Raw genomic sequence first — 14872 nt, forward strand, 5'->3', positions numbered from 1 at the left:
TGCACTACGGTGGGGTGCACCCGATCGTGCACCGAACTGTACTGCGAGGCACCCGTGACAGCGCTCTTCGCCCTGGCCACAAGCCTGCTGTGGGGGCTGGCCGACTTCGGCGGCGGTCTGCTGACCCGGCGCACCCCGGCACTGACGGTGGTCGTCCTCTCCCAGACGATGGCCGCGACCGCGCTCGGAGCGATCGTGGTGGCCACCGGCGCCTGGAGCGAGGCCGGTTCACAGCTGTGGTTCGCGGTCGCGGCCGGCGTGGTGGGCCCGGTCGCGCTGCTCTGCTTCTACAAGGCGCTCGCGCTCGGCCCGATGGGCGTGGTCTCCCCGCTCGGCACCGTGGGCGTGGCCGTCCCGGTCGGGGTGGGCCTCTTCCTCGGTGAGCGGCCGGGCCTGGTGCAGGTCGCGGGGATCGCGGTCGCCGTCCTCGGGGTCGCGCTCGCGGGCGGACCACAGCTGCGCGGCGCCCCGGTGCAGCGGCAGGCCATCCTGCTCACGCTGGTCGCGGCCTTCGGCTTCGGCACGGTGTTCGTGCTGATCGCGGAGGCGTCGACCACTGTCACCGGTCTGTTCCTCGCGCTCTTCGTCCAGCGCCTGGTCAATGTGGCGGCGGGCGGCCTCGCGCTGTACGCCTCCGTGCGGCGGGGCGCCGCGGCCCTCCCGGACGGTGGTCTCCCCTGGCGTTCGCTGCCGGCGCTCGCCTTCGTCGGCCTCGCCGATGTCGCGGCGAACGGCACCTATGTGGTCGCCGCACATCACGGCCCGGTCACCGTGGCCGCCGTGCTCGCCTCGCTCTACCCGGTGGTGACCGCCCTGGCCGCGCGCGGCTTCCTCAGCGAGCGGCTGCGGGCGGTTCAGGCGGCGGGTGCGGGGCTCGCGCTGGTCGGCACAGTGCTGCTGGCGGCCGGCTGACTCAGGACTCCGCATCCACTTCGGCGAGTCGGGCGGCCTCCTCCTGGTCCAGCTCGGCCAGCTTCGCCGCCGCCTTCTCGTCCAGCTCCGTCAGCTTCGCCACCGTCTCCTCGTCCAGCTCGGCCAGCGCCTGGAGCTGCTCGGGAGTGACCCCGTCGGGTATCGGCACGGGCGCCGGCGTCCGAAGCGGCGGCTGCCAGCCGTCGTCGGGAGTCCAGCGCCGTACGACACGGGCGGGCGCCCCCGCCACGACGGCATGGTCGGGCACCGTGCCCCGGACCACCGCGCCGGCCGCCACCACGACGTTCCGCCCGATGCGCGCGCCGGGCAGGATCACGGCCCCGGTGCCGATCCAGCACCCCGGGCCGATCTCGACCGGCTCCATGCGCGGCCACTGCTTGCCGATGGGCTCGTGGGGATCGTCGTAGGAGTGGTTGGTGGAGGTGACGTAGACATACGGCCCGAAGTAGCAGTCGCTGCCGATGGTGACCGTCGTGTCCGCGATGACATGGCTGCCGCGGCCCAGGACGACCCCGTCGCCGACGCGCAGGATCGGCTCCGGGCCGAGGTCGAGGTCGGGCATCAGGCCTGCGGTCAGCGTGACCTGCTCGCCGACGATGCAGTGGGAGCCGAGGTGGATCCAGGGTTCGCCGAAGACGGTGCCGAGCGGGAAGGCCAGGCGGGTGGCTTCGCCGATCGAGCCGAAGCGGAAGCGGCCGGGGTGGTCCGCCGTCACCGAACCCGTGCGCTGCACCCAGGCCCAGCCGGCGTGGACGGCGCGCTGCGCCAGTCGGCGGGGCCAGGATGAGAACGTGTTCTTGCGCTTCGGCACGCGCTCACCGTACTTACCGCAGGGCGCCCTTATGAGGTGCAGGGCCTGTGATCTTCGCCCTACCGGGTGGCGTAGCGTTCCGCTGTACCGCGGACGACAGGAGAACGGTGATGACGCACAAGGCGCTGATCATGGGCATCGGCGGCAAGGAGCCGAAGATCGACGGGGAGGCGTTCGTCGCGCCCACCTCCACTGTGATCGGGGACGTGACGCTCGAGGCGGGCGCGAGCGTCTGGTACGGCGCGGTGGTGCGGGGTGACGTGGAGCGGATCTTCGTCGGGGCTCGGTCCAACATCCAGGACAACTGCACGCTGCATGCCGACCCCGGGTTTCCCGTGAGCATCGGGGAGCGGGTGTCGGTGGGGCACAACGCGGTGGTGCACGGGGCGACCGTCGAGGACGACTGTCTGGTCGGGATGGGGGCGACCGTGCTGAACGGCGCGGTGATCGGTGCCGGGTCTCTTGTGGCCGCGCAGGCGTTGGTGCCGCAGGGGATGGTGGTGCCGCCCGGATCCCTGGTCGCCGGGGTCCCCGCGAAGGTGAAGCGGGAACTGACGGAGGAGGAGCGGCAGGGAGTCACGCTGAACGGCACGATGTACGCGGAGCTGGCGAAGGCGCACCGGGAAGAGCACGGGGCCTAGGGTCGTACACGGTGTTCCGGTCCGCGGGGGCTGATCGCGCGGTTCCCCGCGCCCCCGCGCGGCCTTTCAGTCCCCGGCGGCCACCGGCTCCGGTTTCTGGTGGGCCGTCTGGGCCTTCTTCGCCTTGCGCTTGATGATCAGCATCGACGTCAGGCCGACCAGGACCGCCGCCACCAGGCCCAGCCACGAGAAGCGCTTCAGCCAGGACTCGGCGACCACTCCGACGTAGTAGATGACCGCCGTGGTGCCGCCCGCCCAGACGATGCCGCCGAGGACGTTGGCCGTCAGGAACTTCCAGTACGGCATCCGCAGTACGCCCGCGAGCGGGCCGGCGAAGATGCGCAGGAGGGCGACGAAGCGGCCGAAGAAGACGGCCCACATGCCCCACTTCTGGAAGGAGCGCTCGGCGGTCGCGATATGGGCCTCGCTGAAGTGCCTGGGGAACTTTCCGCCCAGCCAGGCCAGCAGTGGGCGGCCCCCCTTGCGACCGATGGCGTAGCCGATGGAGTCGCCGATGATCGCGCCCGCGCTGGCGCACGCGCCGAGCACGAAGGGGTTGATCTCACCGTGCTGAGAGGCGAGCAGCGCCGAGGAGACCAGGATGATCTCGCCGGGCAGCGGGATGCCCAGGCTCTCCAGGCCGATGACCACGCCGACCAGCAGATAGATGGCGAGCGGGGGCACCGTTTCGAGCCATTCCTGGACGTGCAACGCCGCTTCCTCTCAAGTCCTGGACCCTGTGTTTCCCGGCGCACGCTCAGCTGTGAGCGTGCGCCGGGGCAGCCTACCCGTTCTGTGTGACGGTCTCGGCGTCCCAGAGGTTGCACTGGTGCTCACGATGCGTGGTGGCGCTCAGCACGTTCCCCCCGGCGGATGTGGTGCGCAGGGCCAGGACGGTGCCGGTCCCGGCGGGCATCGCGGGCTGTCCGGTCGCCCGCGGCACCCCGTCCCGGACGAAGGAGCCCCAGTACTGGACCATCTGCCGCGCCAGGCTCCGCTGCTCGGCGTTCAGCGGGGTTTGCAGACCGAAGTGCTTGAAGAGGTACTGCACCTCGTTGACATGGGTCGCGCCGAAGTCGAAGTCGGTGCCGAGGTTCCGCAGGGAGGCGAAGGGCGGGGAGGTGCGGTCGGCGAACTCGTAGGCGTAGACCTTGCCGCGTCCGGCGAGCGTGCCGTCGAGGCGGAGCGCCGGGCAGGCGAAGAGCTGGTCGCCCTGGGCCGTGGCGTAGGCGATGGTCGGTGAGGGGTACGACGACACGGGATAGCGCATGAGCGCCGCTTCGCCGTAGTCCGCCCGCATCACCGTGGGGTACTGGTCGGCGGTGAGCGGGGTTCCGTTCAGGTCGAAGCGGCCGAAGGCGAAGAGGCGGCCCTCGTCCTGGTTGGCTCCGTTCATGACCGGTACGTCGGCCGCGGCTCCCCGCGCGAACGCCTCTTTCGGCTGCCTCGGCAGGAAGGCGCCGCCGGTCACGGGCCCCCAGTCGAACCCGCCCTGCGCGGCCAGGATCTCGGCGGCCGGCTTGGCCCGCAGACAGGCCAGGTCCGCGCAGCCGAGCTTCCGCGCGAAGGCGGCACCCTGGGCCACGGCCGTCTCATGGGTGCGCGCGGCGCAGTCGTCGTACGCCCCGCTCTGGATGATCCCGGCGCGGAACAGGCCCTTCGCCGTCGGTGAGGCCAGCTGGGTGCAGACCGAGCGGCCGCCCGCCGACTCGCCCGCGATGGTTACGCGGCCCGGGTCGCCGCCGAAGCGGCCGACGTTGGCCCGCACCCAGCGCAGCGCCGCCTGCTGGTCGAGCATGCCGAAGTTGCCGGACACCCCGTCGCCGGCCTCGCCGTCGAGTCCGTCGGTGGCGAGGAAGCCCATGGCCCCGAGGCGGTAGTTGACGGTCACTACGACCGTGCCGGTCTGCCGGGCGAAGGTGTCGGGGACGACGTCCTGACCGGCCCCGGCGGTGAGTCCACCGCCGTGGAACCAGACGAGGACCGCGCGGCGGGCGGCGCCTTCGGGGACGTACACATTGAGGTCGAGACAGTTCTCGGTGTGGCTCGGCTGCTCGTAGCCGGGGTCCCAACCCGCGCCCTGCACGCACTTGTTGCCGAAGTCCCCTGCCGTACGCACGCCTTGCCAGGGCCGCACCGGGCGTGGCTCGCGCCAGCGGAGCCCTCCGACCGGTGGCTGCGCGTAGGGGATGCCGAGGAACTGCCGTCCCTCGGCGGTGGTTTCGCCCCGTACCCAGCCGGCGTCGGTGCGGACGACGGGTGGGTCGGCCGCCTGCGCCGGCACGGGAGTGACGAGGGCTGCCGCGAGAGCCATGAGTGCGACGGACATACGACGTATCACCGGTCCACCTCCGCTTGATGAACATGGGACAGCACGCGTGCGGCGGGAAAACTATGAACCCCGGTGACTCGTGTCAATGACGCGAACGAGAAACGGCCGAATGACATCAAGGACTGAAGGTGGGCGCCCGGCCGGGCGAGGTCACCCCGGCGAGGTCACCCCGGCCGGGTGACCCCTTACTGGCGGAGGGCGGAGTCGAGCGTGGTCGTGGCGGTGCCGACGACCGCGGACACCGTGGCAGCTGCCTCGGCCGGCAGGGCCGCGACGGACTCGACAGGGGTGTCGGGTGCGGGTTCGTCGCCGGATTCGGCCTGGACGTACCGCGTCTCGTACTGCGACTGCGGGGTCTCCGCAGGCTGATCCGGCCCGTCCTCGGAAGGCTCGGCACCGGGGGGCTCGGGGACGCCGTCGTGCGGGGAGCCGCGATCGGGCTCCAGGGGCGCGGCGTCCTGCTCCCTCTTCCCCTGACGCCCGGCATCGTGGCCGTTCCGCGGCCTTTCCTCCTCCTTCTGCCCGCCTACGTCGGCCAGTCCCCCGTCGAGCATCCAGCGCTGCGCCCGCGAGCCGTCGCGTTCGGCGACGACGACGCTCCCGCGCTCGCCGCGCCCGACCGCCACCCGAGCGGCCCGGCGCAGCAGCAGCTCGCCGTGGACGGTGAGGTCGTAGCGCACCTCGCCGGCGTGGGCGAGGCAGTTCGCCAGCACGACCGTGCCCTCGTCGGGGTCGGAGTCGAGACAGAGGGCGGGGTCGGCGGCGCTGCGCAGCACGCCGTTGTCCCGGTACGACCACTGCTGGGACGCGGCGGGCGAGCACTGCGCCAGCTCGGCCCGGACTCCGGTACGGACCACACCGTCGTGCAGGTCCAGGCACAGGCCGCCGTCGAGGTTGCGGAGCCTGCCCTGGGCGATCTCGACGGGGCTCTCGGCCGAGGCGGCCGACGGCGAACCTTCGGACGAGGGCTCGACGACGGCGCTCGGGTGGACGGACCTGGAGCTGGGCACGCCCCAGGTGGCGTGGGCGCCCGGGACGCCGTTCTCGTCGGACCAGCCCTTCGCGGTGAGCACGGTCACGAGCAGGGCGAGGGCGGTCAGCCCGACCCCCACGGCGACGGCCTTGCCGCGTCCGCGCGGCGGGGCGATCCGCTCCGGGCGGTGGCGGCCGCCGCGTCGGGGGCGGTCGCACGACGTCGGTCCCGAGCCGCCTCGTCCGGGCCGGGAGTCGAGGTAGCGGCGGGCACCCCAGCCGAGCACGGTCTCGGCGAGCAGCACCTCAAGACCGCCCTCGAAATGGCTGAGCTGCTCGGCGGCGTGCCGGCAGTAGCGGCACTCCATCAGATGCTGCTGGACATCGGGCAGCAGAGCTCCGCCGCGGCGAATGGGGACGTCGAGGAGGCGGTTGTAGAAGCGGCATTCCCGGGTGGGCGCGAGTTCGCCGTGGGCGCGGACACAACCCCGGCGGAATTGCTCGCGCACTCCCTCCAGCGCGGCCGACGCCGTGGCTGCGTCCACCCCCAGCAGACCAGCGGGTATGGTTATCGGTTCCGCCTCGACCTCGATGTGCCAGAGGAGGCATTGCGAGGCTCCCGGCAGGGCCTGGAATGCACGCTCGGCGATTTGCCGCCTTTCGGGCGTCACGGACCGCGCGGCACGCAGCCCACGCCCACCGGTCGGTTTGCCGAGTTCCGGCAGTAATGCGGAAATACCGTCGTCTGCCGCCCACTCCTTCACCATGTCCCTTACGGCGACGAGGAGTTGGGGGCGCAGCGCGCCGGCGGCCGGTCGGCGGAGCACTCGATGGAACGCCGCGGCGGCCACGATGGCGGCCGAACTCTCCGTGGACACCAGGCAGATGGCCGCGTAGTCGTGGGTGGCTCGCCAGTGCCGCGCCATCAACAGGGCGACGGCACGGGAGGCCGCAGCGTCCTCGCCCAGTTTCGCCACGAGATGGCGGTCGGACTCTCCGGAGCTCACTCCGGGACGGGGCGGGTACGGCGGTCGTGGGGGGTTGGGGGATTGCACTGAACCATTTCCTTCCCAGCCTCAGGACGGCAAGGAGAATGCGCGTCCGTCGGAAAAGCAGGTGCCTGATTGGTGCATACCTGGACCGGGTTCACCTGGACCCGGCTATCGGGGTCGCTCACTTTCGCACAAGCGACGCACAGGAAACAAGAAGTTCGAGTGACCGACGTTCAAAAAGCGAGAAATTCAAAAGAAGTTACCGGCGGTATCCGCACCCGTATTCGAAATCGCCATCGCGCCGGACGCCAACTTGTGCGCGAACAAAGGACATCAGTCCACGGAATCTTCAATTCCGCATGCCGCATGCATGGGCTGCGTGATCGTCCCCCACACGAGACCCACCATCGACGCGAGCCGCTACGCGGTCATCGGCCGCTATGTCCTCGACCCGGCGGTCTTCGGCGTCCTGGAGCACACCGCGCCCGGCCGCGGCGGCGAGATCCAGCTCACCGACGCGCTCCAGGAGTCGGCGACGGGCGGCACAGCCCACGGAGTCGTCTTCGACGGCCTGCGGTACGACACCGGCGACAAGGCCGGACTACCTGCGCACGGTGGTCCGCCTGGCATGCGACCGGCCGGATCTGGGGCCGGAGTTCGTGTCCTGGCTGAAGGAGTTCGTGGCCGGACTGGAGGGCGGCGCGGTGCAGCGGAGACGGCTCGCGGCCTGAGGGGTCACGAGCCGATCAGAAAACAGGGGCCCGGTGGGGCCCCTGCTTGTCCCAGGAGGCCGGGCTCAGCTGTTCGGCCGCAGGGTCCACACAACGGTCATCTCACCGGTGACGGCTCCGTCCGCGCGCTGGATCGCGATCGTCACCGGGAACTCGGGGCGCTGCCCCGCGTCCAGCTCCGCGACGACCTCGGCGGCCGGGCGGCCCAGCGTCGCGGTGGCGGTGACGGCGCCCATGGCGAGCTTCTTGTAGGCGATCTCGGCGCCGACGGCGAGCGGCACGGCACGCGAGAGCTGGTCGCCGAACGCGGCCAGCACGATCGCGCCGCTGGCGGACTCGCCGAGCGTGAACATCGCGCCGGCGTGCGGCCCGCCCACGTGGTTGTGGTACTCGCTCTGGTCCGGCAGAGACACCACGGCCTTGTCCGGCGTGGTCTCAAGGAACTCGAGGTTCAGGGTCCGGGCCATGGGCACGGTGGCGGCGAGCATCTCGCCGATGGACATCTGGTCTGCGCTCATGACAGTCATGTTACCCATGAGTAGGATTTTGGGAACAGGTTGAACTCGATGTGACGAGCGTCGTATGCGCCGCGCCGAGCGTCGTCTCCGCACAGCCGCCCCACCGCGGCCCGCCCCTGCCCTGTCAGACGGGCTCATACGGCCCGTGACCTGCAATCCGCTTGGCAAATCGAGGCCCGGGCGGCGATAGTCGGCCGGTGACCTCCGCCGCCGATCCCCGCCCCCGTCCCCGCCGTCCCTCGTGGGCGGGCCGCAATTACAGCCTCCTGACCGCCGCCGCGTTCGTCACGAACCTCGGCAGTCACGGCGCGCTGATCGCCGCGGCGTTCGCGGTGCTGGAGGCGGGCGGCGACGGTGGGGACGTGGGCCTGGTGGCCGCGTCCCGCACCCTGCCCCTGGTGCTCTTCCTGCTGATCGGCGGCGCCGTCGCGGACCGTCTTCCCCGGCACCGGGTGATGGTCGCGGCCAACGCCCTCAACTGCGTCTCACAGGCCGCCTTCGCCGTACTGGTCCTCTCCGGGGAGGCACGGCTGTGGCAGATGATGCTGCTCACCGCGCTCGGCGGCACCGGCCAGGCGTTCTTCAGCCCGGCGGCCGAGGGCATGCTGCTGTCCTCGGTGCAGGGGGAGCAGGCGAGCCGCGCGTTCGCCGTGTTCCGGATGGCGATGCAGGGTGCGGCGGTCGGCGGTGCGGCGCTCGGCGGTGCCATGGTGGCCGTGATCGGGCCCGGCTGGGTGCTGGCGGCGGACGCGGCGGCCTTCGCGGTCGCCGGTTCCATGCGGGCGTTCCTCGATGTGAGTCACATCCCGCGGCGCACGCCGGGCGGCGGCATGCTCGCCGATCTGCGGGAGGGCTGGCGGGAGTTCGCCGGGCGGCCGTGGCTGTGGGGCATCGTCGTCCAGTTCTCCATCGCCAACGCGGTCGTCGGCGCGGCGGACGCGGTCTACGGTCCCCTGGTCGCCCGGGACCATCTGGGCGGGGCCGGTCCCTGGGGCCTGGCCCTGGGCTTCTTCGGGGCGGGCACGGTCGCCGGCGCCCTCCTCATGACCCGCTGGAAGCCACGCCGACTCCTGCGCGCCGGCACCCTGTGCGTCTTCCCGCTCGCCCTCCCCTCGGCCGCGCTCGCCGTGCCGGTGCCGATCGCCGTCCTGTGCGCGGTGATGTTCCTGACCGGCGTGACGCTGGAGGTGTTCGGCGTCTCCTGGATGACGGCACTCCATCAGGAGATACCCGAGGAGAAGCTGTCCCGGGTCGCCGCGTACGACTGGTTCGGCTCGGTCGCCCTGGTCCCGCTGGCGACGGCCCTCGCCGGTCCGGCGGAGGCGACGTTCGGACGCACGTCGGCCCTGTGGGGCTGCGCCGCGCTGGTCGTGGTCGTCACGGCGGCGGTCCTGTGCGTGGCGGACGTACGGAACCTGAGGCGTCGTACGAAGCAGGTGACGGCGGCCGGCAAACCCGCCTCAGCCGATACCGAGAGCCCCGTCAGAGGGCCCGGGTGACGGCACGGCGTGTGCTCGTCCCGCCGATGAACTCCCGCAAGCCGGAACCGTGTTCGACCAGAGCCAGAAAGGCGTCGCAAGCGGCAAGCCGAGCCAAGGCGACCGCGTCGACGAGCCGGTGCGCCGCCACCAACACCGCATTCCCGAACCGCCGCCCGCGCAGCACACCAGGCTCAGCGATCACCACGACCCCTCAGCCGATACCGAAAGCCCCCTCAGGAGGCTCCGGTGACGGCACGGCCTCCTCATCCCGCACCGGCCGCGCCCCACCAATGAACTCCCGCAAGCCGGAACCGTGTTCCACCCGAGCCGGAAAAGCGTCGGAAGCAGCGAGCCGAGCCAAGGCGACCGTGTCGACGGGCCGGTGCGCCGCGACCAACACCGCGTTCCCGAACCGCCGCCCACGCAGCACACCCGGCTCGGCGATCAGCGCGAGCTCCTCGAACCGCGTGGCGTACGTGGCGAGTTGGGAGCGCAGGAAGGCGAAGGGCGCGGAATCGGCGAGGTTGGCGAGATAGACGCCGCTACCCCGCAGCACCCGCTCGGCCTGACGGACGTACGCGACCGACGTCAGATGCGCCGGCACCCGTGAGCCGCCGAAGACATCGGCGACGAGCACGTCGGCCGAGTCGTCCGGGGCCGTCTCCAGCCAGGCACGCGCGTCCCCGGCGTGCAGCCGGATGCCGCTCCCGTCCGGCACCGGCAGATGCTCGGCGACCAGGTCCATCAGCCCACGGTCGGCCTCGACGACGTCCTGCCGCGAGCCCGGCCGGGTCGCCGCCAGATACCGGGGCAGCGTGAGCGCGCCGCCCCCGAGATGCAGCACGTCCAGAGCGCGCCCCGCCTCGGCGACGGTGTCCAGCACATGTCCGAGGCGGCGCGCGTACTCGAACTCCAGATGGGTCGGCTCGTCGAGATCGACGTACGACTGAGGCGCCCCGTCGACGGTGAGCAACCACGCCCTCTTGCGATCGACATCGGGCATCAGCTTGGCGATGCCATGGTCGACGGACCGGGTGACGGGTATGGGCTCATTCACCTTCTCATTGTGCCGGGGCCTCTTGCCGCCGGACACGGGAGCGCCCCTTCAGAGGCGCGGGGAACTGCGCGACCAGCCACGACGATCCCGCAGTCCCCCACACCGCGCCCCCTCACACGACGGCGGTCACGGTCCCCGCCCCCACCGTCCTGCCACCCTCACGGATGGCGAATCCGAGCCCCGGCTCCAGCGGCACCTCACGCCCCAGCTCGACGGTCATCGCGACCGTCTCCCCGGGCCGTGCGACACCCGCCTCACCGAGGTCGATGTCCCCGACCACATCCGCCGTACGGATGTAGAACTGCGGCCGGTACCCGGTGGTGACCGGAGTCGTGCGCCCGCCCTCACGGGTCGAGAGCACATACACCTGCGCGGAGAACCGACTTCGAGGCGTCACGCTCCCCGGCGCCGCGACCACATGCCCCCGCCGGACGGCGTCCCGCGGAACCCCGCGCAGCAACAGCGCCACATTGTCCCCGGCCTGCGCCTCGTCCATCGGCTTGCCGAAGGTCTCCAGGCCGGTGACGACGGTCTCCAGCCCGGCACCGAGCACTTCGACCCGGTCTCCGACATGCACCGTCCCCCGCTCCACGGCCCCGGTCACCACGGTCCCCCGACCGGAGATGGTGAGCACGTTCTCCACGGACAGCAGGAACGGCGCGTCCACATACCGCTCCGGCATCGGAACGTATGTGTCCACCGCGTCGAGCAACGCCTCGACGGACGCCGTCCACTTCGGGTCGCCCTCCAGCGCCTTCAGCCCCGACACCCGTACGACGGGCGCGGCGTCGCCGCCGTAGCCGTGCTCGGTGAGCAGGTCGCGGACCTCCAGCTCGACGAGGTCGATGAGCTCCTCGTCGCCCGCGTCGGCCTTGTTGAGGGCGACGACGATGTGGTCGACGCCCACCTGCCGGGCGAGCAGTACATGCTCGGCGGTCTGCGGCATGATCCCGTCGAGCGCGGAGACGACGAGGATCGCCCCGTCCAGCTGCGCGGCGCCGGTGACCATGTTCTTGACGTAGTCGGCGTGACCCGGCATGTCGACGTGCGCGTAGTGGCGGGTGTCGGTCTCGTACTCGACGTGCGCGATGTTGATGGTGATGCCGCGCGCGGCCTCCTCCGGCGCGCGGTCGATGCGGTCGAAGGGGACGAAGGTGCCGGAGCCTCGCTCGGCGAGGACCTTGGTGATGGCGGCCGTCAACGTGGTCTTGCCGTGGTCGACATGGCCCATCGTGCCGATGTTCAGATGCGGTTTGGTGCGCACGTATGCCGTCTTGGACATGGCTGTACCTCGAAGTCTCTGCAGAAGTCTCTGCGAAGGAGATGGGGACCCCAAGGACTTGCCGACCCTCCCCCTGCGGGGTCCGCCGGACTGTCCGGAGAGGGTCAGCTTCGGGCGCCGTCGGCTGCGGCCAGGAGGACCGGAACGGCAGCCTTCGGAGCATCCGCGACCGCGGATGCTGCGAGGACGAAGGCGTGCCGGAACATGACGTCGATCATTGCCGACGCTTTGCCCGACGTCGAATGGTTTTCAGGCGAATGGCTTTCAGGCGAATGGTTTTCCGCGGTACGGGACTTCAGGCGCCGATGTTCTTCAGCGCCTCCCGCACCGACAGCGGTGCGAACCGCCCCCGCTCGCGCGCCAGGAAGTCCCGTACGGCGTCCGGGTCGGTCTTGGCGTACTCGCGCAGGCACCAGCCGATGGCCTTGCGGATGAAGAAGTCGGGGTGGCCGGACTGGCGCAGGCAGTAGGCGAAGAGGCGCTCGGTGTCGGTGCGTTCCTTGTAGCGCAGCTGGTGGAGCAGGGCCGTACGGGCCACCCACAGGTCGTCGTCCGCGATCCAGGCGTCCATCTCCGCCGTGAGCTTCGGGTCGGCGAGGACGAGCCCGCCCACGACATGCGAGGCGAGCAGGTCGACGGTGTCCCACCAGGAGACGGTCGTGATCAGATGGCGGGCCACCGGCAGGAAGCCGGAGGAGCAGCGCGCCACGTGGCGACGGAGATAGTCCACGGCGAAGTAGTGGTACTCGCGCTCCGGGAGCTGCCAGCAGCGCAGCGCGATGGCCGTGCAGTCGGCTTCGTCGGGGCGCGGTGTGCCCTGGAGGACGGTGCGGGACAGGGCGCGGCGCGCGGGGGTGGTGAGGCCGAGGAAGGGGGCCACGTCCTTCATGTACGCCCGCATGGACAGGGCGCGTTCGGGGTCGGCCGCAGCGCCGTATGTGGTGACGAGACGCTCCAGCACCGTGTCGGCCAGGACACTGCGCGGTACTTCCAGTGTTCCCGTACCTGTGACGCCCATGAGGTGAACCATACGGCGATCACACATCTTCGTCGGTTACTGTCGCCGAATGCTCGACGATGCCACCACCCGCTCTGGGGGCACCGCCACGGCGGCCTCAGCGCAGGCCGCCGCCAAGGAACTCGCCGTTTCCACGCGCGTACCGGCGCCCGCCCCCGCAGGCTTCGCCACGCGCTGCACGAGAGCGCTGCTCTCGCCGTGGACGCGGCTGTCCCTGCTCCTGGTCCTGCTCGCGGCGGCCGCGACGTCCGTGCTGCTCTTCGAGCCGCACAAGCTCCTGGCGAACGGCTGGCCGCCCCAGGTCGGGGGTCCCGTCGCGGTGGTGCTGTTCGCCGTGGCGTACGGACTGGTCACCGTGGCCTTCGTGCCGCGACCGATCCTGAACCTCGCCGCCGGGGCGCTCTTCGGCTCGGCCCTGGGGATGGGCGCCGCGATGGCCGGCACCGTGCTCGGAGCCTGGATCTCCTTCGCGCTCGGCCGGATGCTCGGCCAGGAGGCCCTGCGTCCGCTGCTGCGCGGCCGGCTGCTCAAGGCGGCGGACCGTCAGTTCAGCAAGCACGGCTTCCGGTCGATGCTGGCGGTGCGGCTGTTCCCCGGCGTGCCGTTCTGGGCCGCGAACTACGCCGCCGCGGTCTCCCGCATGGGCTACTTCCCCTTCCTGCTCGCGACGGCCCTCGGGTCGATCCCGAACATCGGCGCGTACGTCGTCGCCGGTGCCCGGGCCTCGCAGCCGACGTCCCCGGTGTTCCTGATCGCGGTGGCCGCCATCGCGCTGCCGGCGGTCGCGGGCGCGGTGGTGGCCTGGCGCAAGCGCCACCACCTGCGCCGCCGCTGATCCGGCCGGGTCGGGCGGGCTTTCAGACCGACTCGATGATCATCGCGTTGGCGAGTCCGCCGGCCTCGCACATCGTCTGCAGGGCGTAACGGGCGCCGCGCTCGCGCATGGCGTGCACCAGCGTCGTCGTCAGCCGGGTGCCGCTCGCGCCCAGCGGATGCCCGATCGCTATCGCGCCGCCGTGCACGTTGACCTTGTCGAGGTCGGCGCCGGTCTCCTGCCGCCAGGCCAGTACGACGCTGGAGAAGGCCTCGTTGACCTCGAACAGGTCGATGTCGTCCAGGGCCAGCCCGGCCCGGCGCAACACCTTCTCGGTCGCCGGGATGACTCCCGTGAGCATGAGGACCGGGTCGGAGCCGGTGACGGCGAAGCTGTGCAGCCGGGCCAGGGGGTGCAGGCCCAGGCGGGCCGCCGTCTCGCTGGAGGTGATGAGGACGGCGGAGGCGCCGTCGTTGATGGGGCTGGCGTTGCCCGCGGTGACGTTCCACTCGATCTGCGGGAAGCGCTCGGCGAAGGCCGGGTCGTAGTACGCGGGCTTGAGGCCGGCGAGGATCTCGGGGGTGCTGCCCGGTCGTACGCACTCGTCGCGCGAGACGCCCTCCAGAGGCGCGACCTCGGCGTCGAACAGGCCCTGGTCCCAGGCGGCGGACGCCTTGCGGTGCGAGGAGACGGCGAACGCGTCCATCTGCTCGCGCGTGATCGACCACTTGGCGGCGATCAGCTCGGCGCTGACGCCCTGCGGGATCAGGCCCTCGGGGTAGCGCTCGGCGATGCCGGGGCCGAAGGGGTCCTTGCCGGGCGGCACGTTCGACCACATCGGCACGCGGCTCATCGACTCGACGCCACAGGCTACGACCAGGTCGTACGCGCCCGAGATCACACCCTGGGCCGCGAAGTGCACGGCCTGCTGGGACGAGCCGCACTGACGGTCCACGGTGGTCGCCGGGACGGTCTCCGGGAAGCCCGCCGACAGGGCGGCGTAGCGGGTGGTGTTCATGGCCTGCTCGCCGACCTGGTCGACGGTGCCGCCGATGACGTCGTCGATCAGCGCCGGGTCGACACCGGAGCGCTCGACGAGGGTGCGCAGGGTGTGGGCGAGGAGTTGGACGGGGTGGACGTGCGCCAGGGAGCCGTTCGGCTTGCCCTTGCCGATCGGGGTGCGTACGGCTTCGACGATCACTGCGTCACGCATGGTGCGGGCCTCCTTGGCCGCCGGCGACGACCGGCACGCGGAACGGTGCCGGGACCGGCTCGATTACCGGTGAGTAG

Annotated in this window: 14 protein-coding genes and 1 pseudogene; 5 read left to right on the forward strand and 10 right to left on the reverse strand. The window is 71.4% G+C overall.

The window, feature by feature from the left end:
- Positions 1-54 precede the first annotated feature (54 nt).
- A complete protein-coding gene (locus ACZ7NC_RS03140) occupies positions 55-912 on the forward strand; it encodes a DMT family transporter (RefSeq protein ID WP_471484410.1) in 858 nt (285 codons plus the stop codon).
- 1 nt (position 913) lies between these two features.
- Here the strand turns inward: ACZ7NC_RS03140 and ACZ7NC_RS03145 are convergent, their stop codons facing one another.
- On the reverse strand, positions 914-1744 hold the full coding sequence (locus tag ACZ7NC_RS03145; RefSeq protein ID WP_471484411.1) for an acyltransferase: 831 nt from the start codon (positions 1742-1744) through the stop codon (positions 914-916).
- Positions 1745-1854: 110 nt separating this feature from the next.
- On the opposite strand from ACZ7NC_RS03145, the gene ACZ7NC_RS03150 reads away from it, so the two are divergent.
- Positions 1855-2385, forward strand: coding sequence for a gamma carbonic anhydrase family protein (locus tag ACZ7NC_RS03150; protein ID WP_471484413.1), 531 nt, complete (start codon positions 1855-1857; stop codon positions 2383-2385).
- A 66-nt stretch (positions 2386-2451) separates the two neighbouring features.
- On the opposite strand, the gene ACZ7NC_RS03155 is transcribed toward ACZ7NC_RS03150, so the two are convergent.
- The 3 genes from ACZ7NC_RS03155 to ACZ7NC_RS03165 all read right to left on the reverse strand — a co-directional run bounded on the left by ACZ7NC_RS03155 (position 2452) and on the right by ACZ7NC_RS03165 (position 6744).
- On the reverse strand, positions 2452-3096 hold the full coding sequence (locus ACZ7NC_RS03155) for a DedA family protein (protein ID WP_471484415.1): 645 nt from the start codon (positions 3094-3096) through the stop codon (positions 2452-2454).
- A gap of 73 nt (positions 3097-3169) precedes the next feature.
- Entirely contained in the window at positions 3170-4714 is a 1545-nt protein-coding gene (locus tag ACZ7NC_RS03160) for a carboxylesterase/lipase family protein (RefSeq protein ID WP_471484417.1), read from the reverse strand.
- A gap of 188 nt (positions 4715-4902) precedes the next feature.
- Positions 4903-6744, reverse strand: coding sequence for an RICIN domain-containing protein (locus ACZ7NC_RS03165; protein ID WP_471484418.1), 1842 nt, complete (start codon positions 6742-6744; stop codon positions 4903-4905).
- A gap of 352 nt (positions 6745-7096) precedes the next feature.
- Between ACZ7NC_RS03165 and ACZ7NC_RS03170 the strand changes: the two are divergent.
- Positions 7097-7412: pseudogene (locus ACZ7NC_RS03170) on the forward strand (UTP--glucose-1-phosphate uridylyltransferase); the annotation flags it as partial.
- A gap of 65 nt (positions 7413-7477) precedes the next feature.
- On the opposite strand, the gene ACZ7NC_RS03175 reads toward ACZ7NC_RS03170, so the two are convergent.
- The gene (locus ACZ7NC_RS03175; RefSeq protein WP_471484419.1) at positions 7478-7930 is read right to left on the reverse strand and encodes a DUF4442 domain-containing protein; all 453 of its coding nucleotides are present in this window, start codon (positions 7928-7930) and stop codon (positions 7478-7480) included.
- Positions 7931-8127: 197 nt separating this feature from the next.
- On the opposite strand from ACZ7NC_RS03175, the gene ACZ7NC_RS03180 reads away from it, so the two are divergent.
- Positions 8128-9429, forward strand: a complete 1302-nt coding sequence (locus ACZ7NC_RS03180; protein WP_471484421.1) for an MFS transporter — start codon at positions 8128-8130, stop codon at positions 9427-9429.
- Here the strand turns inward: ACZ7NC_RS03180 and ACZ7NC_RS03185 are convergent.
- From ACZ7NC_RS03185 to ACZ7NC_RS03200, 4 genes are all read right to left on the reverse strand, one after another.
- On the reverse strand, positions 9413-9616 hold the full coding sequence (locus tag ACZ7NC_RS03185) for a hypothetical protein (RefSeq protein WP_471484422.1): 204 nt from the start codon (positions 9614-9616) through the stop codon (positions 9413-9415). The genes ACZ7NC_RS03180 and ACZ7NC_RS03185 overlap by 17 nt on opposite strands.
- Before the next feature lie 6 nt (positions 9617-9622).
- Positions 9623-10468 carry a spermidine synthase gene (locus tag ACZ7NC_RS03190; protein WP_471484424.1) on the reverse strand — a complete coding sequence of 282 codons (846 nt, stop codon included), beginning with the start codon at positions 10466-10468 and terminating at the stop codon, positions 9623-9625.
- 112 nt (positions 10469-10580) lie between these two features.
- Positions 10581-11750 (reverse strand): elongation factor Tu, encoded by a 1170-nt coding sequence (gene tuf / locus ACZ7NC_RS03195; RefSeq protein ID WP_471484426.1) that lies wholly within the window; start codon positions 11748-11750, stop codon positions 10581-10583.
- A gap of 295 nt (positions 11751-12045) precedes the next feature.
- Positions 12046-12768: a DNA alkylation repair protein gene (locus tag ACZ7NC_RS03200; RefSeq protein WP_471484427.1), complete on the reverse strand. Its 723-nt coding sequence runs from the start codon at positions 12766-12768 to the stop codon at positions 12046-12048.
- 49 nt (positions 12769-12817) lie between these two features.
- Between ACZ7NC_RS03200 and ACZ7NC_RS03205 the strand changes: the two genes are divergently transcribed.
- The gene (locus ACZ7NC_RS03205) at positions 12818-13603 is read left to right on the forward strand and encodes a TVP38/TMEM64 family protein (protein ID WP_471484429.1); all 786 of its coding nucleotides are present in this window, start codon (positions 12818-12820) and stop codon (positions 13601-13603) included.
- A 22-nt stretch (positions 13604-13625) separates the two neighbouring features.
- Here ACZ7NC_RS03205 and ACZ7NC_RS03210 read toward each other — a convergent pair whose 3' ends face one another.
- On the reverse strand, positions 13626-14795 hold the full coding sequence (locus ACZ7NC_RS03210; RefSeq protein WP_471484430.1) for a thiolase family protein: 1170 nt from the start codon (positions 14793-14795) through the stop codon (positions 13626-13628).
- Between the last annotated feature and the right edge of the window lie 77 nt (positions 14796-14872).

The sequence above is a fragment of the Streptomyces sp. NPDC111802 genome (assembly GCF_055634335.1).